18 protein-coding genes are annotated in these 17880 nt (G+C 72.2%); 10 read left to right on the top strand and 8 right to left on the bottom strand.

What is annotated here, in order from left to right:
* Nucleotides 1–30: 30 nt before the first annotated feature.
* Nucleotides 31–477: a hypothetical protein gene (locus E4P40_RS00940; RefSeq protein ID WP_135156733.1), complete on the top strand. Its 447-nt coding sequence runs from the start codon at nucleotides 31–33 to the stop codon at nucleotides 475–477.
* Between the two features lie 298 nt (nucleotides 478–775).
* On the opposite strand, the gene E4P40_RS28735 is transcribed toward E4P40_RS00940, so the two are convergent.
* A complete protein-coding gene (locus E4P40_RS28735) occupies nucleotides 776–1132 on the bottom strand; it encodes a hypothetical protein (RefSeq protein WP_245160075.1) in 357 nt (118 codons plus the stop codon).
* A gap of 878 nt (nucleotides 1133–2010) precedes the next feature.
* Here E4P40_RS28735 and E4P40_RS00930 point away from each other — a divergent pair.
* Complete coding sequence (locus tag E4P40_RS00930) at nucleotides 2011–4263, top strand: LuxR C-terminal-related transcriptional regulator (RefSeq protein ID WP_167762068.1); 2253 nt, start codon at nucleotides 2011–2013, stop codon at nucleotides 4261–4263.
* Between the two features lie 104 nt (nucleotides 4264–4367).
* Here E4P40_RS00930 and E4P40_RS00925 read toward each other — a convergent pair whose 3' ends face one another.
* Both E4P40_RS00925 and E4P40_RS00920 read right to left on the bottom strand, forming a co-directional pair.
* Nucleotides 4368–4595 carry a hypothetical protein gene (locus E4P40_RS00925; RefSeq protein WP_135156729.1) on the bottom strand — a complete coding sequence of 76 codons (228 nt, stop codon included), beginning with the start codon at nucleotides 4593–4595 and terminating at the stop codon, nucleotides 4368–4370.
* Nucleotides 4588–4776, bottom strand: coding sequence for a hypothetical protein (locus tag E4P40_RS00920; protein WP_135156724.1), 189 nt, complete (start codon nucleotides 4774–4776; stop codon nucleotides 4588–4590). The genes E4P40_RS00925 and E4P40_RS00920 overlap by 8 nt, the downstream gene beginning before the upstream one ends.
* 305 nt (nucleotides 4777–5081) lie before the next feature.
* Here E4P40_RS00920 and E4P40_RS00915 point away from each other — a divergent pair, with 305 nt between their 5' ends.
* From E4P40_RS00915 to E4P40_RS00905, 3 genes are all read left to right on the top strand, one after another.
* Nucleotides 5082–5564: a DUF6325 family protein gene (locus E4P40_RS00915; RefSeq protein WP_135156722.1), complete on the top strand. Its 483-nt coding sequence runs from the start codon at nucleotides 5082–5084 to the stop codon at nucleotides 5562–5564.
* A gap of 1 nt (nucleotide 5565) precedes the next feature.
* Nucleotides 5566–5835, top strand: a complete 270-nt coding sequence (locus E4P40_RS00910) for an SHOCT domain-containing protein (RefSeq protein WP_135156720.1) — start codon at nucleotides 5566–5568, stop codon at nucleotides 5833–5835.
* 116 nt (nucleotides 5836–5951) lie between these two features.
* Nucleotides 5952–6431, top strand: a complete 480-nt coding sequence (locus E4P40_RS00905; RefSeq protein ID WP_135156718.1) for a DUF6069 family protein — start codon at nucleotides 5952–5954, stop codon at nucleotides 6429–6431.
* Between the two features lie 57 nt (nucleotides 6432–6488).
* Here E4P40_RS00905 and E4P40_RS27865 read toward each other — a convergent pair whose 3' ends face one another.
* Nucleotides 6489–6656: a hypothetical protein gene (locus E4P40_RS27865; RefSeq protein WP_167762067.1), complete on the bottom strand. Its 168-nt coding sequence runs from the start codon at nucleotides 6654–6656 to the stop codon at nucleotides 6489–6491.
* A gap of 210 nt (nucleotides 6657–6866) precedes the next feature.
* A complete protein-coding gene (locus tag E4P40_RS00900; RefSeq protein ID WP_209305151.1) occupies nucleotides 6867–8087 on the bottom strand; it encodes an AI-2E family transporter in 1221 nt (406 codons plus the stop codon).
* Between the two features lie 373 nt (nucleotides 8088–8460).
* Here E4P40_RS00900 and E4P40_RS00895 point away from each other — a divergent pair, with 373 nt between their 5' ends.
* The 4 genes from E4P40_RS00895 to E4P40_RS00880 all read left to right on the top strand — a co-directional run bounded on the left by E4P40_RS00895 (nucleotide 8461) and on the right by E4P40_RS00880 (nucleotide 14653).
* Nucleotides 8461–11058 (top strand): LuxR C-terminal-related transcriptional regulator, encoded by a 2598-nt coding sequence (locus E4P40_RS00895; RefSeq protein ID WP_167762066.1) that lies wholly within the window; start codon nucleotides 8461–8463, stop codon nucleotides 11056–11058.
* Nucleotides 11055–13724 (top strand): LuxR C-terminal-related transcriptional regulator, encoded by a 2670-nt coding sequence (locus tag E4P40_RS00890; protein ID WP_135156714.1) that lies wholly within the window; start codon nucleotides 11055–11057, stop codon nucleotides 13722–13724. The genes E4P40_RS00895 and E4P40_RS00890 overlap by 4 nt, the downstream gene beginning before the upstream one ends.
* A 99-nt stretch (nucleotides 13725–13823) precedes the next feature.
* Entirely contained in the window at nucleotides 13824–14030 is a 207-nt protein-coding gene (locus E4P40_RS00885; RefSeq protein ID WP_135156712.1) for a hypothetical protein, read from the top strand.
* Between the two features lie 377 nt (nucleotides 14031–14407).
* Nucleotides 14408–14653 (top strand): hypothetical protein, encoded by a 246-nt coding sequence (locus E4P40_RS00880; RefSeq protein WP_135156710.1) that lies wholly within the window; start codon nucleotides 14408–14410, stop codon nucleotides 14651–14653.
* 31 nt (nucleotides 14654–14684) lie between these two features.
* Here E4P40_RS00880 and E4P40_RS00875 read toward each other — a convergent pair whose 3' ends face one another.
* Nucleotides 14685–15176, bottom strand: a complete 492-nt coding sequence (locus tag E4P40_RS00875; RefSeq protein WP_135156708.1) for a hypothetical protein — start codon at nucleotides 15174–15176, stop codon at nucleotides 14685–14687.
* A gap of 402 nt (nucleotides 15177–15578) precedes the next feature.
* Between E4P40_RS00875 and E4P40_RS00865 the strand changes: the two genes are divergently transcribed.
* Nucleotides 15579–16529: an HAD family hydrolase gene (locus tag E4P40_RS00865; RefSeq protein ID WP_135156704.1), complete on the top strand. Its 951-nt coding sequence runs from the start codon at nucleotides 15579–15581 to the stop codon at nucleotides 16527–16529.
* 203 nt (nucleotides 16530–16732) lie between these two features.
* Here E4P40_RS00865 and E4P40_RS00860 read toward each other — a convergent pair whose 3' ends face one another.
* Both E4P40_RS00860 and E4P40_RS00855 read right to left on the bottom strand, forming a co-directional pair.
* Entirely contained in the window at nucleotides 16733–17302 is a 570-nt protein-coding gene (locus E4P40_RS00860) for a dihydrofolate reductase family protein (RefSeq protein ID WP_135156702.1), read from the bottom strand.
* A 160-nt stretch (nucleotides 17303–17462) separates the two neighbouring features.
* Nucleotides 17463–17750, bottom strand: coding sequence for a hypothetical protein (locus tag E4P40_RS00855; RefSeq protein WP_209305150.1), 288 nt, complete (start codon nucleotides 17748–17750; stop codon nucleotides 17463–17465).
* Nucleotides 17751–17880: the final 130 nt, after the last annotated feature.

Below are 17880 nucleotides of genomic sequence, written 5' to 3'. Positions count from 1 at the left end.
CGGCCTCCGGCGGACCGAGGGAGAGACCCGATGCTCTTGGCCCTGCTCGCGGCCTACCTGACGAAGCGGCCGCCCTGGGTTCAGGCGTGCGTCTTCGGGCTCTGCGCCGGACTCTTCGTGGCCACGGCCGCGAACGCCAACGAGCGTGATCCGCTGATCGGCTCGGTCCTCCTCCAGGTAGTGACAGTCGCCGTCGTCGCCGGCACGGCCTTCTTCGTAGCGCTGCGGAGCCGGCTGCGGCGCGGGCCGACTGACGGAGGTCCGCCCGCGTGGGTGCACTGCGCCTACGCCGGGGTGTGGCTGCTCGCCATCGGCGCCGCCGTGTGGGCACTCCTCGGCGACGGGGGCCTGAAGGTCGCGGTGCTGGCGATCGTCCCGATCGTGCTGCTCGCGCCCCCCGCACTTCTCGGCATCCGGGCGCTGGCGCACCGGGCGTCGCGGACCGGCGCGTCAGCGGCCGCCGAGCCGCGGGCCTGAACGGGCTCGGCGACCCGCGTCCGATGCAGTCTCTCCACGGCGTCGCGAACGCTCGGAACCGGTCGCCGTCCCCGAGTACGGAACGCGTGCCTCGTGGTCGGGTGTCCGACGCACATCGGCGTCCGCCCTCGCCAGGACGAGCCGGACGCCGTCCGGTGCCAGGACGTCGTGCAGCTCAGCAGGGCGTCCGCCCCCCGTGACATCGATCTGGCTCACTGCTTCGCAGGTGGGACGAGCGGGGGACGTCACGGCGAACCACCCGAGACTGGGCGCCGTCGGGCTGGCCGTGACGGGCGGCTCAGGCCGCCAACGACGGAACCGTCGGCACGAAGGGCCGGAGCTCGTCCCGACCGCCGCTGATCGTGACGCAGGCGGACTCCGGCACCTCGCGCCAGGCTCCGCGGAGGTCTCCGAGGGGTTCGGAGACGATCAAGCGGGCGTCGTCCGAGGCCTGGTGGAGCAGTGGGTTGTCGGGGTACTGCTGGCGCAGCGTCGACACGTCGACACTGTGGAAGAGGGACCGCGACCGACCCTCGCTGGAGTAGCGGAAGGCCCACGTGGTCTCCCCGTCCGTCGTCACCACGGTCATCTGGATCGGGAACTCCACCCCGCGGCGCCGACCGGTCGCCTCGACGAATCCGACCGCCCGGGCCACCGCCGCGGGGGGATCGGCCTGGAGCCCGTATGTCAGGGCGAGGAAAGAAGAGGAGCTCGGTGTCGGTCGTGCCCTCGATGTCCGGGAAGAGCTCGGGGTCGACCTCCATGGCCAGGTCCCGTCGCACGGTGCGCAATCCGTCGATGTAGCCGTTGTGCATCCACAGCCAGCGGCCGTGGCGGAACGGATGGCAGTTCGTCTGCTGGACCGGCGACCCGGTGGATGCCCGGATGTGCGCGAGCACCCTGGGGGACCTGATCTGCCCGGCGAGCTCACGGAGGTTGCGGTCGTTCCACGCCGGCTCGGTGCTGCGGAACACGCCGGGCTGCTCGCTGGTGCCGTACCAGCCGACGCCGAAACCGTCCCCGTTGGTGGTCTCGGCGCCCAACTGGGAGTGCAGGCTCTGCACCACCAGCGAGTTCGTGGGCTTGTACAGCAGCTCCTCGAGCAGGACCGGCGCCCCTGAGTACTCGCCCGGCCCCGGCCGCTTGCGATCAGCGGTGATGTGCGTTCCGCCGGATCAATGCCACGGCCCCTCCAGCTGCGACAACCACTCCGATGACCATGCCGGCGATCTTCATCGAGCCCTCCCTCGGTTGGACCAGCGTTCCCCCGCGTGCGCGGGGGTGCGCCCCGAGCACCGTGGAGCCTCCACCTGGACGCGCGGGGACCCCACGGAACTCTGCTCATCGGGCTCGGGTGGTGCATCACCCGCGGATGAGGATCCGGAGGGCGTTCGCGCCGCCCTGCATGAGGGAGACCCCGGATCACCGTCGAGGACAATTTCATGCCAGCCCACCGTTCTGGTCGCTACGTTGGCGTCAGCTGTCCCGCGACCCGAGGTGCCGATGCCCGCACAGCCCCATGGCGGAGGAGCGGTGCTCAGGCTGCCCACGGCTCGACCCGGTGGTCTACCCGTGGAGATCCTGGAGTCGAAGCTGTACCGGCCGACCAGCCGTCCGGGTGTGGTTCCCCGGCCGCAACTCCTGGCCCGTCTGCGGGCCGCCGGGACGGCGCCGACCGTCGTCGTCCACGCACCCGCCGGGTACGGCAAGACCACGCTCCTCACCCTGTGGGCCGAGGCCGACGACCGGCCCTTCGCCTGGTTGTCGCTCGATCCGCGGGACAACGACCCGATCGTTCTCCTCACCCATGTCGCCGTGGCCCTCGACCGCGTGAGTCCGCTGCCCGGCGAGGTCTTCGACGCGCTGCGCTCGGCCGGAGCCTCCGTCCCGGGAACGGTGGTCCCCCGGCTGGGAGCGGCGCTGTCGGTCGTCCCGCGCCCCGTCGTCCTGGTCCTGGACGACGTGCACCATCTTCTCGACGGCCCCTCGCTCGACGCGCTCGTGACGCTCGTCGGTCATGTTCGCGGTGCCAGCCGGATCGCCCTGGCGGGGCGGAGCATGCCGGTGCCGATCGCCCGGCAACGCGCTCAGGGTCGGACGGTGGAGATCGGGGTGGACGATCTGGCCTTCACCGAGCACGGTGCCCGTTCGTTGTTGCGGGCGGCCGGAGCCGATCTCCCCGACGAGGAGATCGCGCAGCTGGCGCGGCGCAGCGAAGGATGGGCGGCCGGGCTCTACCTGGCCGCCCTCTCCCGGACCCCGGCAGCGACCGCCCTACCCCTGCGCGACCACGGCGAGTGGCATGTCGCGGCCTACCTGCAGACCGAGGTCCTCGCCGGGCTGTCTCCGGACGACCTCTCCTTCCTGACCGGGACCGCGGTGGTCGATCGGCTGTCCGCGCCGTTGTGCGACGCCGTGCTCGGGCGAAGGGATTCCGCGGCTGTCCTCGATCGACTCCGGCAGGACAACCTCTTCCTCGTCCCCCTCGACGGCCGGGGCGAGTGGTACCGCTACCACCCGCTGTTCCGGGATCTGCTCCGCACCCGGCTGGACCGGAGCGGCCCCGAGCAGGCACCGGCCCTCCTCCGCCGGGCGGCCGACTGGTTCGAGGCCGACGGACAGCTCGAGACGGCCCTCCACCACGCCCAGAGCGCCGAGGACGTCGACCGCGTCGCACGCATCGCGATCGCCCTGAGCACACCGATGTACGCGTCGGGTCGCTGGTCGACCCTCATGAGCTGGTTCGACTGGGTGGATGCGCGGCAGGCGGTCGAGCGACATCCGGCGATGGCTGCCCGGGCCGCCTACATCTGCGCGCTCACCGGCCGGCCCGCTGCCGCGGACCGCTGGGCGGATCAGGCGGAACGCTGGTCCGACCGGATCACTGCCGGGGGCGGGGACGGCGCGTTCGGCATGGTGCTGACCACGACGCGGGCCATCATGTGCCGCGACGGCCTGGAACAGATGCGGCGAGACGCCGACGACGCAGCGGGGCTCGTCCGCGCGGCCGGGTCGTCGTCGGACACCGAGTACCCGATGCGGGTCTTCCTCAGCGGGGTGGCGAACCTCTTCCTGGGCGACGCAGGCGCCGCCGAGGAGCGATTCGCCGACGCGACGGAACTCACCGACGGGACGCTGCGGACCCCGCTGTTGTCCGCCGTCCTCTCCTACCGCGCGATGCTCGCGGTAGGACGCGGGGACTGGGCCGAGGCGGAGGTCCTCGCGGCACGGGCGCTGGCGGTCACGCGCAGCGCGCGGACCGAGTCGCACGGCACCAGCATCGTCGTCTTCACGATGGCGGCACGGGTGGCACAGCACCGGGGAGAGGTACGGCTGGCGAAGGCCCACCTCGGGGAGGCCCACCGGATCCGCCCCCTTCTCTCCCACGCGGTCCCGTGGTTCGCGGTCAGCGCCCTCCTCGAGATGGCCGAGGTGTCGATCGGCGTCGGAGACGCGAACGGTGCCCGACACCTCATCCGGGATGCCGAGGCCGTGCTGCGACGACGTCCTCGTCTCGGCACGCTGGTCGACCAGGCGAACGACCTGCGCCACCGGGCGGGAGCGCTGCAGGCAGCCGGCACCGGGAGCTCGACCCTCACGTCCGCCGAGCTGCGCATCCTGCCCCTCCTGCTCACCCACCTGACCGTGGCCGGCATCGCGGATCGGCTGTTCCTGTCCCGTCACACCGTCAAGGCGCAGGTGTGGTCGATGTACCGGAAGCTCGGGGTCCACTCGCGCGACGCCGCCGTCGCCCGGGCCCGCGTCCTGGGTCTGCTCGACGCCTGAGCGTCCCCGCTCATTCCCCCAGGCGTGCGACGCAGCGACCGGCCGGGGCACTCGACCAGCGCGCCGCGGGGCCCTGGCGGTCGCCACCCGATGCGCGGTGGCGGCTAGCCGCCGGACCGTGATCCGACGATCGCTTCGGCCAGCACGGTGGCCTGCTGCTTCATCTGGGCCCGCGGGCGCTGGTCGAGGAGTCCGTCGAGCACGCGCTGCGCCATGTCCTCGTGCCACCGCGTCGTGCTGTTCGCCGAGCACTCCACGACAGCGCGGGCGCAACGCAGTGCGGCCAGTGCGTCGGTGATGCGGCGGTCGAGGATCGCCAGGTCGTCAGCCACGGCGCTGCCCCCACACGGGCCGGGCCAGCTCGGTCACGGTGCCGAGCACCGCGCCGGCGGCGAAGCACTCACCGAGGAATCGTGCGGCCGCGCTGTGGGCCGGCGTCCAGCCGGCTGTCGTCACGCGCGGCGACGGGAGCCTCGACCATCTCGTCCGGAACTCGTACAGGCTCGTCGTCATCGCCGGGCTCCTTTCCCCCGGTACCGACGGTCCTGCGACACCTGCGGCGGGGCATCGTCCGGCGGGCATGAGCCGCCGTGCCCTCGATCGGTCCCCCAGCCCGTCACCGGCATCCCGGGGCGCTCCCCGACGACCGGGGAACGGGCCGGCGGTGGGGGCGGTTCACCCGGCTCGGGCGACGACGTCGCGGCCCAGCGACCGGATGCTGGCGCGGACGGGTCGGTCAGGACGACCTGCCAGATCGGCGTGACGGTGCAACGGCTGGCGTCGGAGGACGCCTCCGTCAGAGGGAGAGGAGAGCAAGGATGACCACGGCAGACGTGCACGGCCCCATCGACTTCGTGCTGATCGAATTCTCGGCCGAACGGCTCACCGGCGGCGCGGCCCAGGCGCTGCTCGATCTCGTGGACAAGGGCATCGTCACGCTGTACGACGTCCTGGTCGTGGGCAAGACGGACGACGGCGGCATCTACGCCCTCGACATCGGCGACGACGTGGAGCAGGTCGGCGGCTTCGCAGGACTCGCCTGGGTCCGTTCGGGTCTGCTGACCGAGGACGACATGCGCGATGCCGCGGAGACCATGCTGCCGGGCACGCTCGCCGTCCTGATCGTCTACGAGAACACCTGGGCCGTGCCCTTCGTCGCAGCGGCGCGGGAATCCGGCGGCGAACTGATCGCCAGTGCGCGCATCCCGGCCCAGGACGTCATGGACGCCCTCGATGCACTCGAAGCCACCGAGGTACCGGAATCCCGGCAGCCCGTCGCAGCAACCCCGTCAGGAGCCTGACATGCCCAGATTGCTGCGGATGGCCGCACGAACCGCCGTCGTCGCCGGCACCGCGACCGCCGTGAGCGGTCGCGTACAGCACCGGCAGGCGGCCCGTTGGGGCGCGCAGGAGCAGGCCGTCGAGGAGCCACAGCCGGTTCCGCAGCAGAGGTCGGCCCCGTCGACCACGGACACGCTGCAGCAGCTGAAGGTCCTGGGCGATCTCAAGGCCCAGGGCGTCCTCACCGAGGACGAGTTCGCCACGGAGAAGGCGAAGATCCTCGGCGGATGAGTCGGGCGGCAGCTTCCGCCCCGGCGCGGGTGCTCGCTCTCTTCGCCCGAGGAGGGCGGGCCCCTCGTCGGGCGACCGCTTGCCCTTGATCCGTCGACACCTGAGAGGGAGACCACGTGGTCCCCACATCAGGGCAGGCACGGCCTGGCCGGACGCGCGTCGAGGCAGGGCGGCTGTGGGCCGGCGGCGCCGCGACCGCCGTGGTCGCGGCCCTCGTCGCTTTCGTCGGCGTCATCATCGTCGAGGACGTCTTCGGCCTGCCGATGGTCCAGCCGCCACTGCTGCCCGTCGGCGACTCCTTCGCCCTGCGGTACGCGGTCACCGCGGCCGCACTGGCCCTCGTGGCCACGGGCGTCGGCCACCTGCTCGCTCTGACCACGCCGCGACCGCGGTCGTTCTTCGGCTGGATGGTCGGTCTGGCCACCGTCCTCGGCGTCGTGCTCCCCTTCGCAGCGGACGGGACACTCGGTGGCCGGCTGGCAACCGCCCTGCTGAACCTGGTCATCGGGCTGTGCGTGTTGAGCCTGGTGTCCTCGGTCCTGGCCAGGACGGTCTCCCCCGGTCCACGGTCCACGGGCACAGCGACCGCCATGTGACGGTGCCCTGTCGGTCCCTCCGGACGGTGGCCGTGCCACCGCAGACACCCGTCGCAGTCAGTCGGCTGCGGCCCGACCGGCGGCGATCCCTTCCGAGAGCGTCGCCTGGGTGGACCGACGAACCGGCGCCCCGGCGTCGTACCGGGCGGTCGCCGTGCGTCCCAGCGCCACGATGACCACCGTCTCGGCCACGAGCCCGGCACCGGTCAGAAGCAGCCAGGTCACTCCATCTCCTCCCTGCGGATCGATCGAGGAAGCGGGTGGATGCAGTGAAGCCCGTGCGGCGGCCGTGGCCCTCATCCGGAAGGCATGGCTCGGGCGGTGGGGGTCAGCAGCCGGCCGCCGAGCCACCGCGTCGCGACCTCGAGGATCGCTCCCGCCGCTCGCGGCGGCCTCCTCCGGGCGGGGTGAACATGACCGGGGTCGGCGCGTCCGTCAGGCTGCCGTCGCTTCCGCCGCCGCAGCTCTGGGGACGTCCTTGCGGAAGACGCGGTGTCGCCGCGGTTCCCTCGGTTCCGACGCCAGGCTCCCGGCGAGCGCCGTCGCCCAGCGCGCCGCCGGATCGACGTCGACGAGCAGTGCCTTCACCAGCAGGGTCAGCGGGATCGCCAGCAACGCTCCCGACGGCCCGAGCAGCCACGCCCAGAAGACCAGGGCCACGAACGTCGTCGTCATCGCCAGGCCGACGGAGTCCCCTACGTAGTGAGGTTGGATCAACGACTGGATGACGAAGTTGAGCACGCTGTAGACGGCGATCACCAGGAACATCTCGGGCAGCCCCAGCGTCAGCAGGGCGAGGAGCGCGGGCGGGACCAGCCCGATGATGAACCCGACGTTGGGGATGTAGTTGGTCATGAAGCTCAGGACCCCCCACAGCAGCGGCAACGGCACGCCGATGATCGCCAGCACCACCGCGTCGAGCACCCCCACGATGAGCCCGAACACCGTGGAGACCAGGAGATAGCTCCGGGTGCCGTGCGCGAAGGAGCGCAAGGCGGTCTCGAGTTGCGGTCGGTCGACAGCGACGGCAGCAAGTCGCCTGTCGATGCCCGCCGCGTCCACGCTGAGGAACAGCATCAGGCAGAGCAGGAAGACCAGCGACGACAACGTTCCCGACAGCGCGGCCAGCACGCCGCCGATGAGGGAGACCACCTTCTCCGGACTGACCGAACCGACTGCTTCCTCCAGTTGTGCCGGCTCGACGCCGAAGCCCGACAGGCTGCCCGCCAGCGACCCGAGCAGTTGATCGGCCCGGTCGGCGTAGTCCGGCAGGAGGGCGGCCAGCTCTGCCAGGGACACCACGACGATCAGTGCGAAAGACGCGAGCACCCCGACCACGAGCACGACCAGGACGAGCGTCGCGATCCCGGCCGGCCAGTGATGGCGGCGCAGCCAGCCCTGGACGGGGTAGAGCGCGATGACCACGATGAGAGCCAGGAACACGGGGCCGACCAGCCAGGCCGTCGCGCGGATGCCGCTCAGCACCAGGACGGCGGCACCGGCGCCGAGCAGCATCACCAGCGACCGGGGGAAGAAGGGCGGTCGAAGGCGATCCTCGGCCTCCGCGACCGCCGCCGGCCGCGCAGCCGGACCGGGTCCAGCCGGAGCTGCTGGTTCCGGGACCAGGGGCCGATCGGCCGGCACGGGCGTCGCCATGCGGTCACGGTAGGAGGACCGCCGCACGCGCGGACTCACCCGGAGATGGTGGAACTCCGTGATCCGCGCCGGAAATCACCCCTGCAGGATGAGACGCGTCCGGCCGTGCCGCGCAACGGTAGCGTCGTGCAGACCAGCCGCACCGGACGGTTCCGAGGCCTCGACGGGACAGGTCCGACGCCGGGCCGGCAAGCGCATGACCTTCGACTCTGTTTCGCGCGACAGGAATGAGAAGCCTGAGGCTGGATCTTGCACCGTCCCGATCCTCAGGACGCGTCGGCTCCGCGGCTCGACGTACGACCGGGTCCCCCGAGCACCCGTTCCGCGGACTGGCCAGCGCCCCGGTACCGCTCTCAAGAAGCGAGGAGGGGTAGTGGTGGTGCACGTCCCGCGCTCCAGGACGGCTGTCCCCGCCCTTCCGGCGGAGTTCGTGCCGCGTCCGGCGCTGCTCGCCGCGTTGGATCGGGGACTGGGCAGCACGCTCACCCTCGTCTGCGCCCCACCCGGCTACGGGAAGACGCTGCTGCTCGCGGAGTGGGTCCGCGGGTCGGACGTCGCCTGCGCCTGGGTGTCGCTGGACCAGGAGGACGACGATCCCCGGCGCCTGTGGACCTCGGTCCTCGCCGGACTCTCCGTCTGCCCCGCCGTACCGCCCGACAGCAGGCTGCACGGCCTCGTCGTGCCCCGCACCACGGTGGGCGTCGACTTCCTGACCGAGGTGCTGGATGCACTCGGAGAGCTGCCCGTTCCCGTGCGCCTGGTTCTCGACGACGCCCACCACCTCCGAAGCCCCGAGGCGCTCCGTGGCCTGCACCTGCTCCTGCGTGACCGACTGAGCACGGTGCGACTCGTGCTCGCGAGCCGGCTCGACCCGGCCCTCCCCCTGGCGCGGCTGCGCCTCGAGGAGCGGTTGTGCGAGCTGCGGACGGCGCAACTGAGCTTCTCCCTCGGCGAGACGGTGACGCTGGCCGACCGGTGTGGACTTCACCTGACGGCGGAGCAGGCAGGGGTGCTCCACGCACGCACCGACGGGTGGGCGGCCGGGATCCGGCTCGCGGCCCTGCCGCTGCGCGATCACCCGTCGCCGGACCACTTCCTCGACGCCTTCTCCGGGGACGAGCGTCCCGTGGCCGACTACCTCGCCGGCGAGGTGTTCTCCCACATCTCCGACGAAGACGGCGACCTTCTCCGGCGCACGAGCATCAGCGACCCCATCCCCACCGCACTCGCCGCGGAGCTGTCCGGGCGCGCCGACGCCGCCGACGTCCTGGATGCCCTGGAGCGCTCGACCGGTCTCGTCGTCGCATCCGGTCCCCACCGGACGGAGTTCCGGTTCCAGGAGCTGATGCGCACCTACCTGACGGCCGACCTCTACCGGCACGGACCGGCGGTGGCGGCGCAACTGCACCGGCAGGCCGCTGCCTGGTGGGCAGTGCGGAGGCGGCCGGTCGAGGCCTTGCGCCACGCGGCCCAGACGGGCGACCGCCCACTGCTGACGACGTTGCTGCACCGCTGGGCGCCGGAGTTGGTGGCACGGGGGGAGCACACCGAACTGCTACGGACGCTGCGACTGGTCGAGGTGGGGGACGACCCCATCGACCCGTGGCTACCGCTCGTGCGGGCCCAGATCCACCTCGGCAACGCCGACCGCGTCTCAGCGAGGGTCGACGTCGAACGGGCCGCCGGCATCACCGACGCATCCGACGACGAGGACCTCGCCCACTTCAGGGCGGCGACTGCCCGGTTGGCCGGCCTGGGCGGTCCGCCGGCCGATCAGGAGGCGACACCGGAGGAGACGGCGCTGGCAGCCCTCGCCCTCGCAGGGCGGGGCGTCGCCCGGATCTTCCCGACCGCCGCCGGGGGGCCGCCGGGACCCCCGAGCGTTGCCACGGACCTGGAGAAGGCCCTCGCGCTGGCCCGCGACCAGCACTTCGGCCTGCTCGAGGTCCAGTGTCTCTGCCTCATCGGCACGGCCGCAGTCGTAGCCGGCGATCTGGCCCGCGCAGCGGCGGCCGCGGACGCGGCTGTCGCAGCGGCGACGGTGCACGGCTGGCACGACTCACCATGGGCGGCCGCCGCGCACGCCGTGCAGGCGCAGGCCTCCCTGGCCCGCGCGATTCCCGGCCGCGCGCTCCAGGCTGCCGTCGACGGACTGCGGATCGCACCGGACGGGCAGGATGCCGTCGTCCGGTTCACCCTGCGATGCGCACGCGGGGGCGCACTGTTCGACCTCGGGGACCGGCCCGCCGGACTCCTCGAACTGCAGGAGGCCCAGGCCGAACTGGGCCCGACACCCGTTCCGGCGCCCGTCGGGGCCTCGGCGGCGCTCCTGGAACACCGGGCCGCCCTGCTCCTGGACTACCCCGTCGCCGCGGCCACGTCGCTCACGCGGCTGGCCGCCCACAGCGGCCACGACGGCGAGCTCGGCCTCATGCGGGCATGGTCCGCGGCAGCATCCGGGTCGGCGGTCACGGCCCGCGCGGCAGTCGCACCGCTGCTGGACGGCAGCGTCCGGCCGAGCCTGCCCTCCACCCTCGTCGACGCCTGGCTGGTGGAGGCGTGGGCCGCCCTCCGCCTGGGCAGTCGGCCCGCCGCGCGGCAGGCCTTGCAGGCCGCGCTCGCGCAGGCCGAGCCGATGGACCTGCTACGGCCCTTCGCCTTCGCCGGGCAGGGCCTGCGGGTCCTGCTCGTCGATCAGCTCGGCGGCGTCCGGGATCCGGATGCCTTCGCGTTCCGCTGCCTGGCCGCCCGGCGACGGGTCAGCCAGTCCGCGGCACCGGATCTGAGCGCGCGAGAGAGGGACGTGCTCACCCAGCTCGTCTCGCTCAGCAACCTGGGTGAGATCGCCGACGACCTGGCGGTGTCGGTCAACACGGTGAAGAGCCACGTCCGAGCCATCTACGGCAAGCTCGGGGTGAACACCCGCCGCACCGCTGTCCTGACCGCCCTCGAACGCGGTCTTCTGACGTGACCACCCAGGTCGGCCCCGACCACCGGGCGCACGAGGTCGGCCGGTCCCCCCGACCTGGGGCAGACGGTGTCCCGCTGCGCGTGCCGGCCGGCAAGACGGTCGTCCCCGAGCTCCCCTCCGAGTTCACGCCGCGTCCCCTTCTCCGGGAACGCCTCGATGTGGCGACCGCCGACCAGGTCATCGTGATCAGCGCGCCGGCCGGTTCCGGGAAGACGCTGCTGCTGACCGACTGGGTGCGCGCGGGTGGGCCGGAGACAGCCTGGCTCTCGCTCGACCGCGACGACAACGACCCCCGGCGGCTCTGGTCGGCGGTGATCGCGGCGCTCGTGTCGCTGCCCTCCGCCTCGCTCGGCAGTGGCCTCGAGCGCATCGCCGAGCTGGCGAAGCGGCCTCGGGCCGTGGACCTCGTCGACGAACTGGCCGATGCACTGGACGGCCTGGACCCGCCGGTGCGCCTGGTTCTCGACGACGTCCACGAGCTGACCGGGCAGGAGGTGCTGCGCGACCTCACCCGGCTGATCCACCGCCGGCCCGCCGGGGTGAGACTCGTCCTGGCGAGCCGGACCGACCCGCCGATCTCCGTCCCGCGGCTCCGGCTCGAGGGCCGGCTGCACGAGCTGCGGGCCGACGTCCTGCGATTCACCGTCGACGACACCACCGCACTGCTGCACGCTGCCGGCCTGCGACTGACGCCGGCGGAGGTCGGTGTGCTGCACGCACGCACGGAAGGCTGGGTGGCCGGACTCCGGCTCGCCGCGCTCGCCCTGCGACGCAGCGAGGACCCGGCCACCTTCCTCACCAACTTCTCGGGGGACGAGCGATCGGTCGCCGAGTACCTCACGGTCGAGATCCTCGACGGCCTGAGTGCCGAACTGCAGAACTTCCTCCGGGTGGTGAGCATCTGCTCCCCCCTGCCGGCGGCCCTCGGTGCCGAACTGTCCGGCCGGCCCGATGCCGGCAGCTTGCTCGACGGGCTGCGGCTGGAGATGCCCCTCGTCGAGCGCACGGTCCCCGGGAGCTACCGCATCCACTCGCTGCTGCGCTCCTACCTGGTCGCCGACCTGGCGCGGCAGCGGCCGGAGGAGTTCCGGCGCCTTCAGGCCCTGGCGGCCCGGTGGTGGTTCGAGGAGCACGAACCGGTCCACGCGCTGCGCCATGCCGAGCGCGCCGGCGATCCCGCGCTCATCGCCTCGCTGCTGCGTGCCGCCGGGGTCGGCCTGTTCCTGGGTGGCGATCTCGGCCCGCTGCGGCGTGCCCTGGCCGCCGTCGGCGCGGGCGCGCGCACCACGGACCCGTGGCTGGCCCTCACGGCAGCCATCACGCACCTGGACGCGCGGGCTCTGCCGGCTGCGGCGGTCGAGCTGCAGAACGCACGCAGCGCCTGGCCGGAGAACCCCAGCGCCGACCTCGGCATGCTGAGGGCGAGCGCCGAACTCCTGGCCACGACCCAGGGCCTGCCGGGCGGTACCGCCACCGGCATCTCCGGCGAAGCGACGGGAGCCCAGCCGGCCCTCGTGGCCCTGTGGCACGCCAGCAAGGGGACGGCGGAATTTGGCAATCCGGACGGCGCAGATTTCGACTTCGCCCGGTTCGAACTGCACCGGGCACTCGGCCTGGCCCGGGACCAGGACCTGGGCTACCTGGAAGTGCAGACCCTGTACATCCTCGCCACGGTGGCCGCCGCGCGAGGTGACCTGCCGACGATGAAGGCGACAGCCCAGGAGGCCCTGGCTGCAGCAGCCCGCCGAGGGCGGCACCCGTCGGGCTGGTCCGCCGGGCCGGCGGCGTTCGTCGCCTACGCCGACCTGCTGGGGGGCGACCCGGCAGCGGCGGCCCACCGGTCGGACGAGGCACTCAGCACCTGGGACCTGCTGCCCCCGGAGGCGGCGTACCTGTTGCACGCTGTACACGGGGCCGCCGTCGCCGATCAGGGGAACCGCTCGGCCGGACTGGCCGAGATGCGCGCCGCCAGGATCGAGTTCGCGGACACCCCGTCGGCGCCGTCCTCGGTCGCCGCGCTCGCCTCCCTCGAGCACCGGGTGGCGCTGGTCAGCGGGAACGGCGGTGCCGCGGCCGAGGTCGTGCGGTGGCTCAGCGCGCGGGCCCCCGGCACTGGCGAGCTCCTGGTGATGAAGGCGTGGACGGAGGCTGCCGCGGGCCGGAACGACGGCGCGCGGACCATCGCCGCCCGGGTGCTCGAACCGGACGCCAGGAACCTCCTGCCGTACACCGTCGTGGAAGCACACCTCGTCGAAGCAGAAGCTGCGCTGCTGGCCGATGAGCTCGAGATCGGCCGGGCAGCCCTCGAGGCTGCGCTCACCGCGGCCGAACCACTGGGCGTGGCCCGGCCTTTCGCCCTGGCGGGGACGTGCACCCGGCAGCTGCTGGACCGGGCGATCGGGGATGGCGGCAGGGGATCCTTCGTCGCCCGGGTGGCCGCTGCGCGCGCAGTGATCGACTCCGAAGTGGCCGTGCCGCTCAGCGAACGCGAGATGGCGGTGCTGGCCCTCCTGCCCTCGTTGCTGAGCGCCCGCGAGATCGCCGCGGAGTTCACCGTCTCGGTCAACACCGTCAAGAGCCACATCCGGTCGATCTACGCCAAGTTGGGCGTCTCCACCCGCCGCGAGGCAGTTCTGCGTGCCCGGGAGCGGGGACTCGTGCGATGAGCCGGTTCATCTGAGCCGGGTGAGGCGGAACCGCGAGCCCGCCGTGAGGGTGGGACGCACGCTGGGTGACGTGCACGGACGCTGCGACGGAGGTCGACCATGCCGGATCGGCGGTACGAGGTCCGCGTGACGGGTCGCCTGTCCCAGCGGGCGCGGGACGCGTTCGCGGACATGGACGTCTCCGAGGTGACGGCCGAGACGGTGATCTCCGGCGTGGTCCATCAGGACGAGCAGCTGCACCAGCTCCTCGCGGTGGTCCAGTCGCTCGGCCTGCATGTCGTATCGGTGCAGCAACTGGCGCCCTGACGTCGCCCTCCTTCACAGGAGCGCCCGGTCCCGGGCCGCTCGAACTGACGCCCGGAAGGAATCAGCCAGATCGCCTGATGTGCCTTTCGCGTGAGCCGCCCAGGGTGGTGTCCGGGGGCGTCGGGCTCCGCGTGCGCGAGGCCCGCTTCCCCGGCGAGTCGCGGTGCCGACCGGCGGGAGGCCTTGCCGTGATCGAACGGTCGTCGGACGTCCTGAGGGCCCGCCCATCCTGGGCCGGGGGGTTCCCCGGGACACGTCCGGTCGTCGGAGGAGGCGGGCGCTCGCGCAACGCGGGTGAGAGCACCTCAGGGACGAAGGAACCCCCGAACAGAGGGCCGCTGTCGCCACCTCGCGGGCTGGGCGCACCAGGAGGATTCATGCCCACCGACGACGAACTGCTCGAACGTGCTCTCGCGTTCTCGGGCACCTACGTCTCCGATGACGGGAACGTGACCGTCAGGCGCTTCGCCGTCGGCGCGTTCGAGTACTCGGGCGACCGGTTCCTGGGCAACTGCACCGTCTGTTCCCGAGCGCTGTCCCTTCCCGCCGCCGGGGAACCGCTCGCCGACGTCGCGGCCGCCGTCCGCTTCGTGTCGACGCACATCCACGGGGACGTGGACTGACCCGCACGGCAACAGGAGCGCCGTCTGGATCTCAGTGCAGCAGAGCCTTGACGGCGATGACGACGGCACCGATGGCCGCGACCAACGCTGCCTGCACCAGTGCGCGCGACACCGAGGCACCCGAGAAGCGTGCGGCCCAGAAGCCGTAGAAGCCGATCAGCCCGAGTCCGCCCCACTTGGCGATGGCGAACGCCGTGTCGATCTCGATCAGCCCCAGGACCACGAGCAGGAACCAGACCGCGGGGAATCCGACGCCGAGCCCGACCGCGCCGGCACTCTCGAGCATGTGCGCGAGCTGCTGGCGCGTGACGCGATGACGCTCGCTGGTCTCCGCCCCCACGACCTCGCTGTAGAGCTCTGCCAGTGCGACCGCGACGGCGGTCAGCAGCAGCCACGCGGTCATGACGCCGGCCGATGGAGGGTGCTCGTCCAGCGTGACGACCAGCGTCAGGCCGATGATCGAGCCGTAGACGACCCGCGCCACCTGCCGCGAGCCGAGGTGGGCCTCGAGGGCGGTGTGCACGCCTCGGCAGCCTTCTCCTGAACGGGGCGTGGGCGGATCATCCCGTCAAGGTGATCCCGCCCGGCGTCGTTGCCCGGGCCGGTCGGTCCGTCCGATGCCTGCGTCGGCCGGCGGTCGTCCCGGAGCGAACCGGCGTTCTCCTGCACCGACGGCTCGACCATGACGCCGCGAGGGTGACCCGCGCCGCCTTCTCGAAGGGGATCGTGTCGCCCGAGACCGCCATCGCCGATCGCGCGCTCATCGGAGACCTGCAGACCGCCGCGTTCGTCACCACGGACGGTTCGGTCGACTGGCTCGGTCTCCCCCGGTCCGACTCCCTGGCGTGTTCGGGGCCTGCTCCGACGGCGTCAGCCCTCCCTCCGGGGTGATCCGCCGGTCGACGAGCCTTCCTAGCGTCGGGACATGACCAGCCACCTCGTCCCCGACGCCCGGTCTGCGCCGCCCGACCAGGCGCTCACGAGCTGGCGCGACGGTCCCGCCCGGCGGGCCGTCGTCGACTTCGTCGCGCGGGCGGTCGAGGAGGTGCCGGTCGATCAGCGCGTCGCCGTGTTCGACAACGACGGGACGCTGTGGTGCGAGAAGCCCATGCCGATCCAGCTGGACTTCATCCTCCGTCGGTTGGTGGAGATGGCCGAGGCCGATCCCGGGCTCGGCGATCAGCAGCCGTGGAAGGCTGCTCGTGAACGCGACCACGCCTGGCTGTCCCAGGTCATGGTCGATCACTACGCCGGCGACGAGCGGCTGGTGACGATCATGGCGGCCGGCATCCTGGCCGCGTACGACGGGATCAGCGTCGAGGACTTCGAGGCGCAGGCCGACGCCTTCCTCCGGACCGCCCGTCATCCCACCCTCGACAGGACCTACCTGCAGTGCGCCTACCGGCCGATGGTCGAACTGCTCGGCCATCTCGCGGCCCACGGGTTCGCCACGTACATCGCCTCCGGCGGCGGCCGCGACTTCATGCGACCCGTCACGGCCGAGCTCTACGGCGTTCCCCGCGAGCGGGTGATCGGCAGCACCGCCGCGCTCGCCTACAGCAGCGACTCCGGTGGCGGCACGATCAGGCACACGCCCGTGCCGGACTACCTGGACGACGGGCCGCAGAAGCCCATCCGCATCTGGAGCCGCGTCGGCCGTCGACCGCTGCTCGCGGCAGGCAACGCCAACGGGGACACCGCGATGCTCGATTTCACCCAGCACGTGGACAAGCCGTACCTGCGCCTGCTCGTCCTCCACGACGATGCCGATCGCGAGTTCGCATACACGGCGGGCGCCGAGAAGGCGCTGGAGAAGGCTGAGCGGGACCACTGGACCGTCGTCAGCATGAAGCACGACTGGTCCACCGTTTTCTGACGGGGTGCGTCCCTTCGGCTGCGACTGCCCAGGGTCGGCACCGTGCATGTCGTACGCCGGTGACCTGACCGAGGGGCAGTCGGCACTGCGTCAGGGCCTGGACCGTGCTGCAGAAGGCGGCACGTGTGCGGCTCCCCGCGCATCGTGTAGTGCTCCCTACAGTGCGTCGGCCCGGGTGACCCGGCGCGCGAGACCCGGCGCTGTCAGACCGTCTGGTCGGACTGCTTGCGGACGCGGAAGCGGAGGATGGTGGCGTCGCCCGACCGCGTGCTGCTGATCGGTGCCAGGCCTGTCCTCGCAAGGCCCGGGGCCGAGAAGCGGATGCCGTCGCCGAGCAGGACCGGCAGTACATACACCAGGATCTCGTCGACGAGCCCCCGCTGCAGACACTGGCCGGCCACGTCGGCGCCGAGGATTTCGAGGCTCTTGCCACCGGCAGCGTCCAGGGCCGTGGCGACCGCTTCGCCGATGTCGCCGGTGAGGATCGTCACGTGCGGGTTCGGCGGCTCCAGCGGCCTGTGGGTGAGGAGGAACATGGGTCCGGAGGAGGGGTAGTCGACGCTGTCCGGCTTCTCGGTCTTCATCCGGTCGCCTACCTCCCACGTCCGCCGGCCGACGAGCATGGCGCCGGTGGCCGCGGCGATCTCCGCCAGATCGTCCGGTGCCACGAAGTCGGCGAGAGCGCGATCATCCCCCCAGTCCATGGAATGCCCGGGACCGGCGATGAAGCCGTCAAGGGACATACACCGGTTCACGACAACCTTGCCGCTCATGACCGACCGCCATCCCTGGGGCATCACCGCACGTCTGACCGTTGCCGACGGACGCCTTGCGAGACCCTAGTGCGCGCTGTCACGGTTCGGACCGTCCCGCCGAGCGGGGCAGTCGGTGTCCCCTGTTCCGTGTGCCGGACGAGCGTGGCGTCCTACGCGGTCATCGGCGTCGCGACCGATACGTCGAGAGGTCAGTCACCGTGTCTCTCGGATGGGGTAACGAGCCGGCTCGGCCGTGGTCCGCGCGCGGCAGCACCCGGTGGGCGGAGACCACGACGAGACCCAGCATCCGGCACTGGGCCAGGATCCCGAGCAGGTGCGACTCGTCGATCACGTCCCCGTAGAGAGTCACCCCGGCTGGCTCCTCCTCGATACGCATGTCGCAGAAGGCTTCCCGCGCCTGCTCGGTGAGCCGCCCGTCCATGCGGAACTCGTAGGCCGTCGTCATCACGAGGCTCCTTCCCCCGGTGTCCACTGTCCTGCCGTCCCGCCGCGAACCGCATCGCCCCGTTGGCGTGACCTGGGGGACGGCCCGTCGGCCGGCACTTCCGGCCCGGCACGGCGACAGCGCCGTGCCG

This window comes from Blastococcus sp. CT_GayMR20, assembly GCF_004570345.1.
Note: the sequence above shows the minus strand (reverse complement) of the source record. Positions and strands in the feature narration are given on the sequence as shown.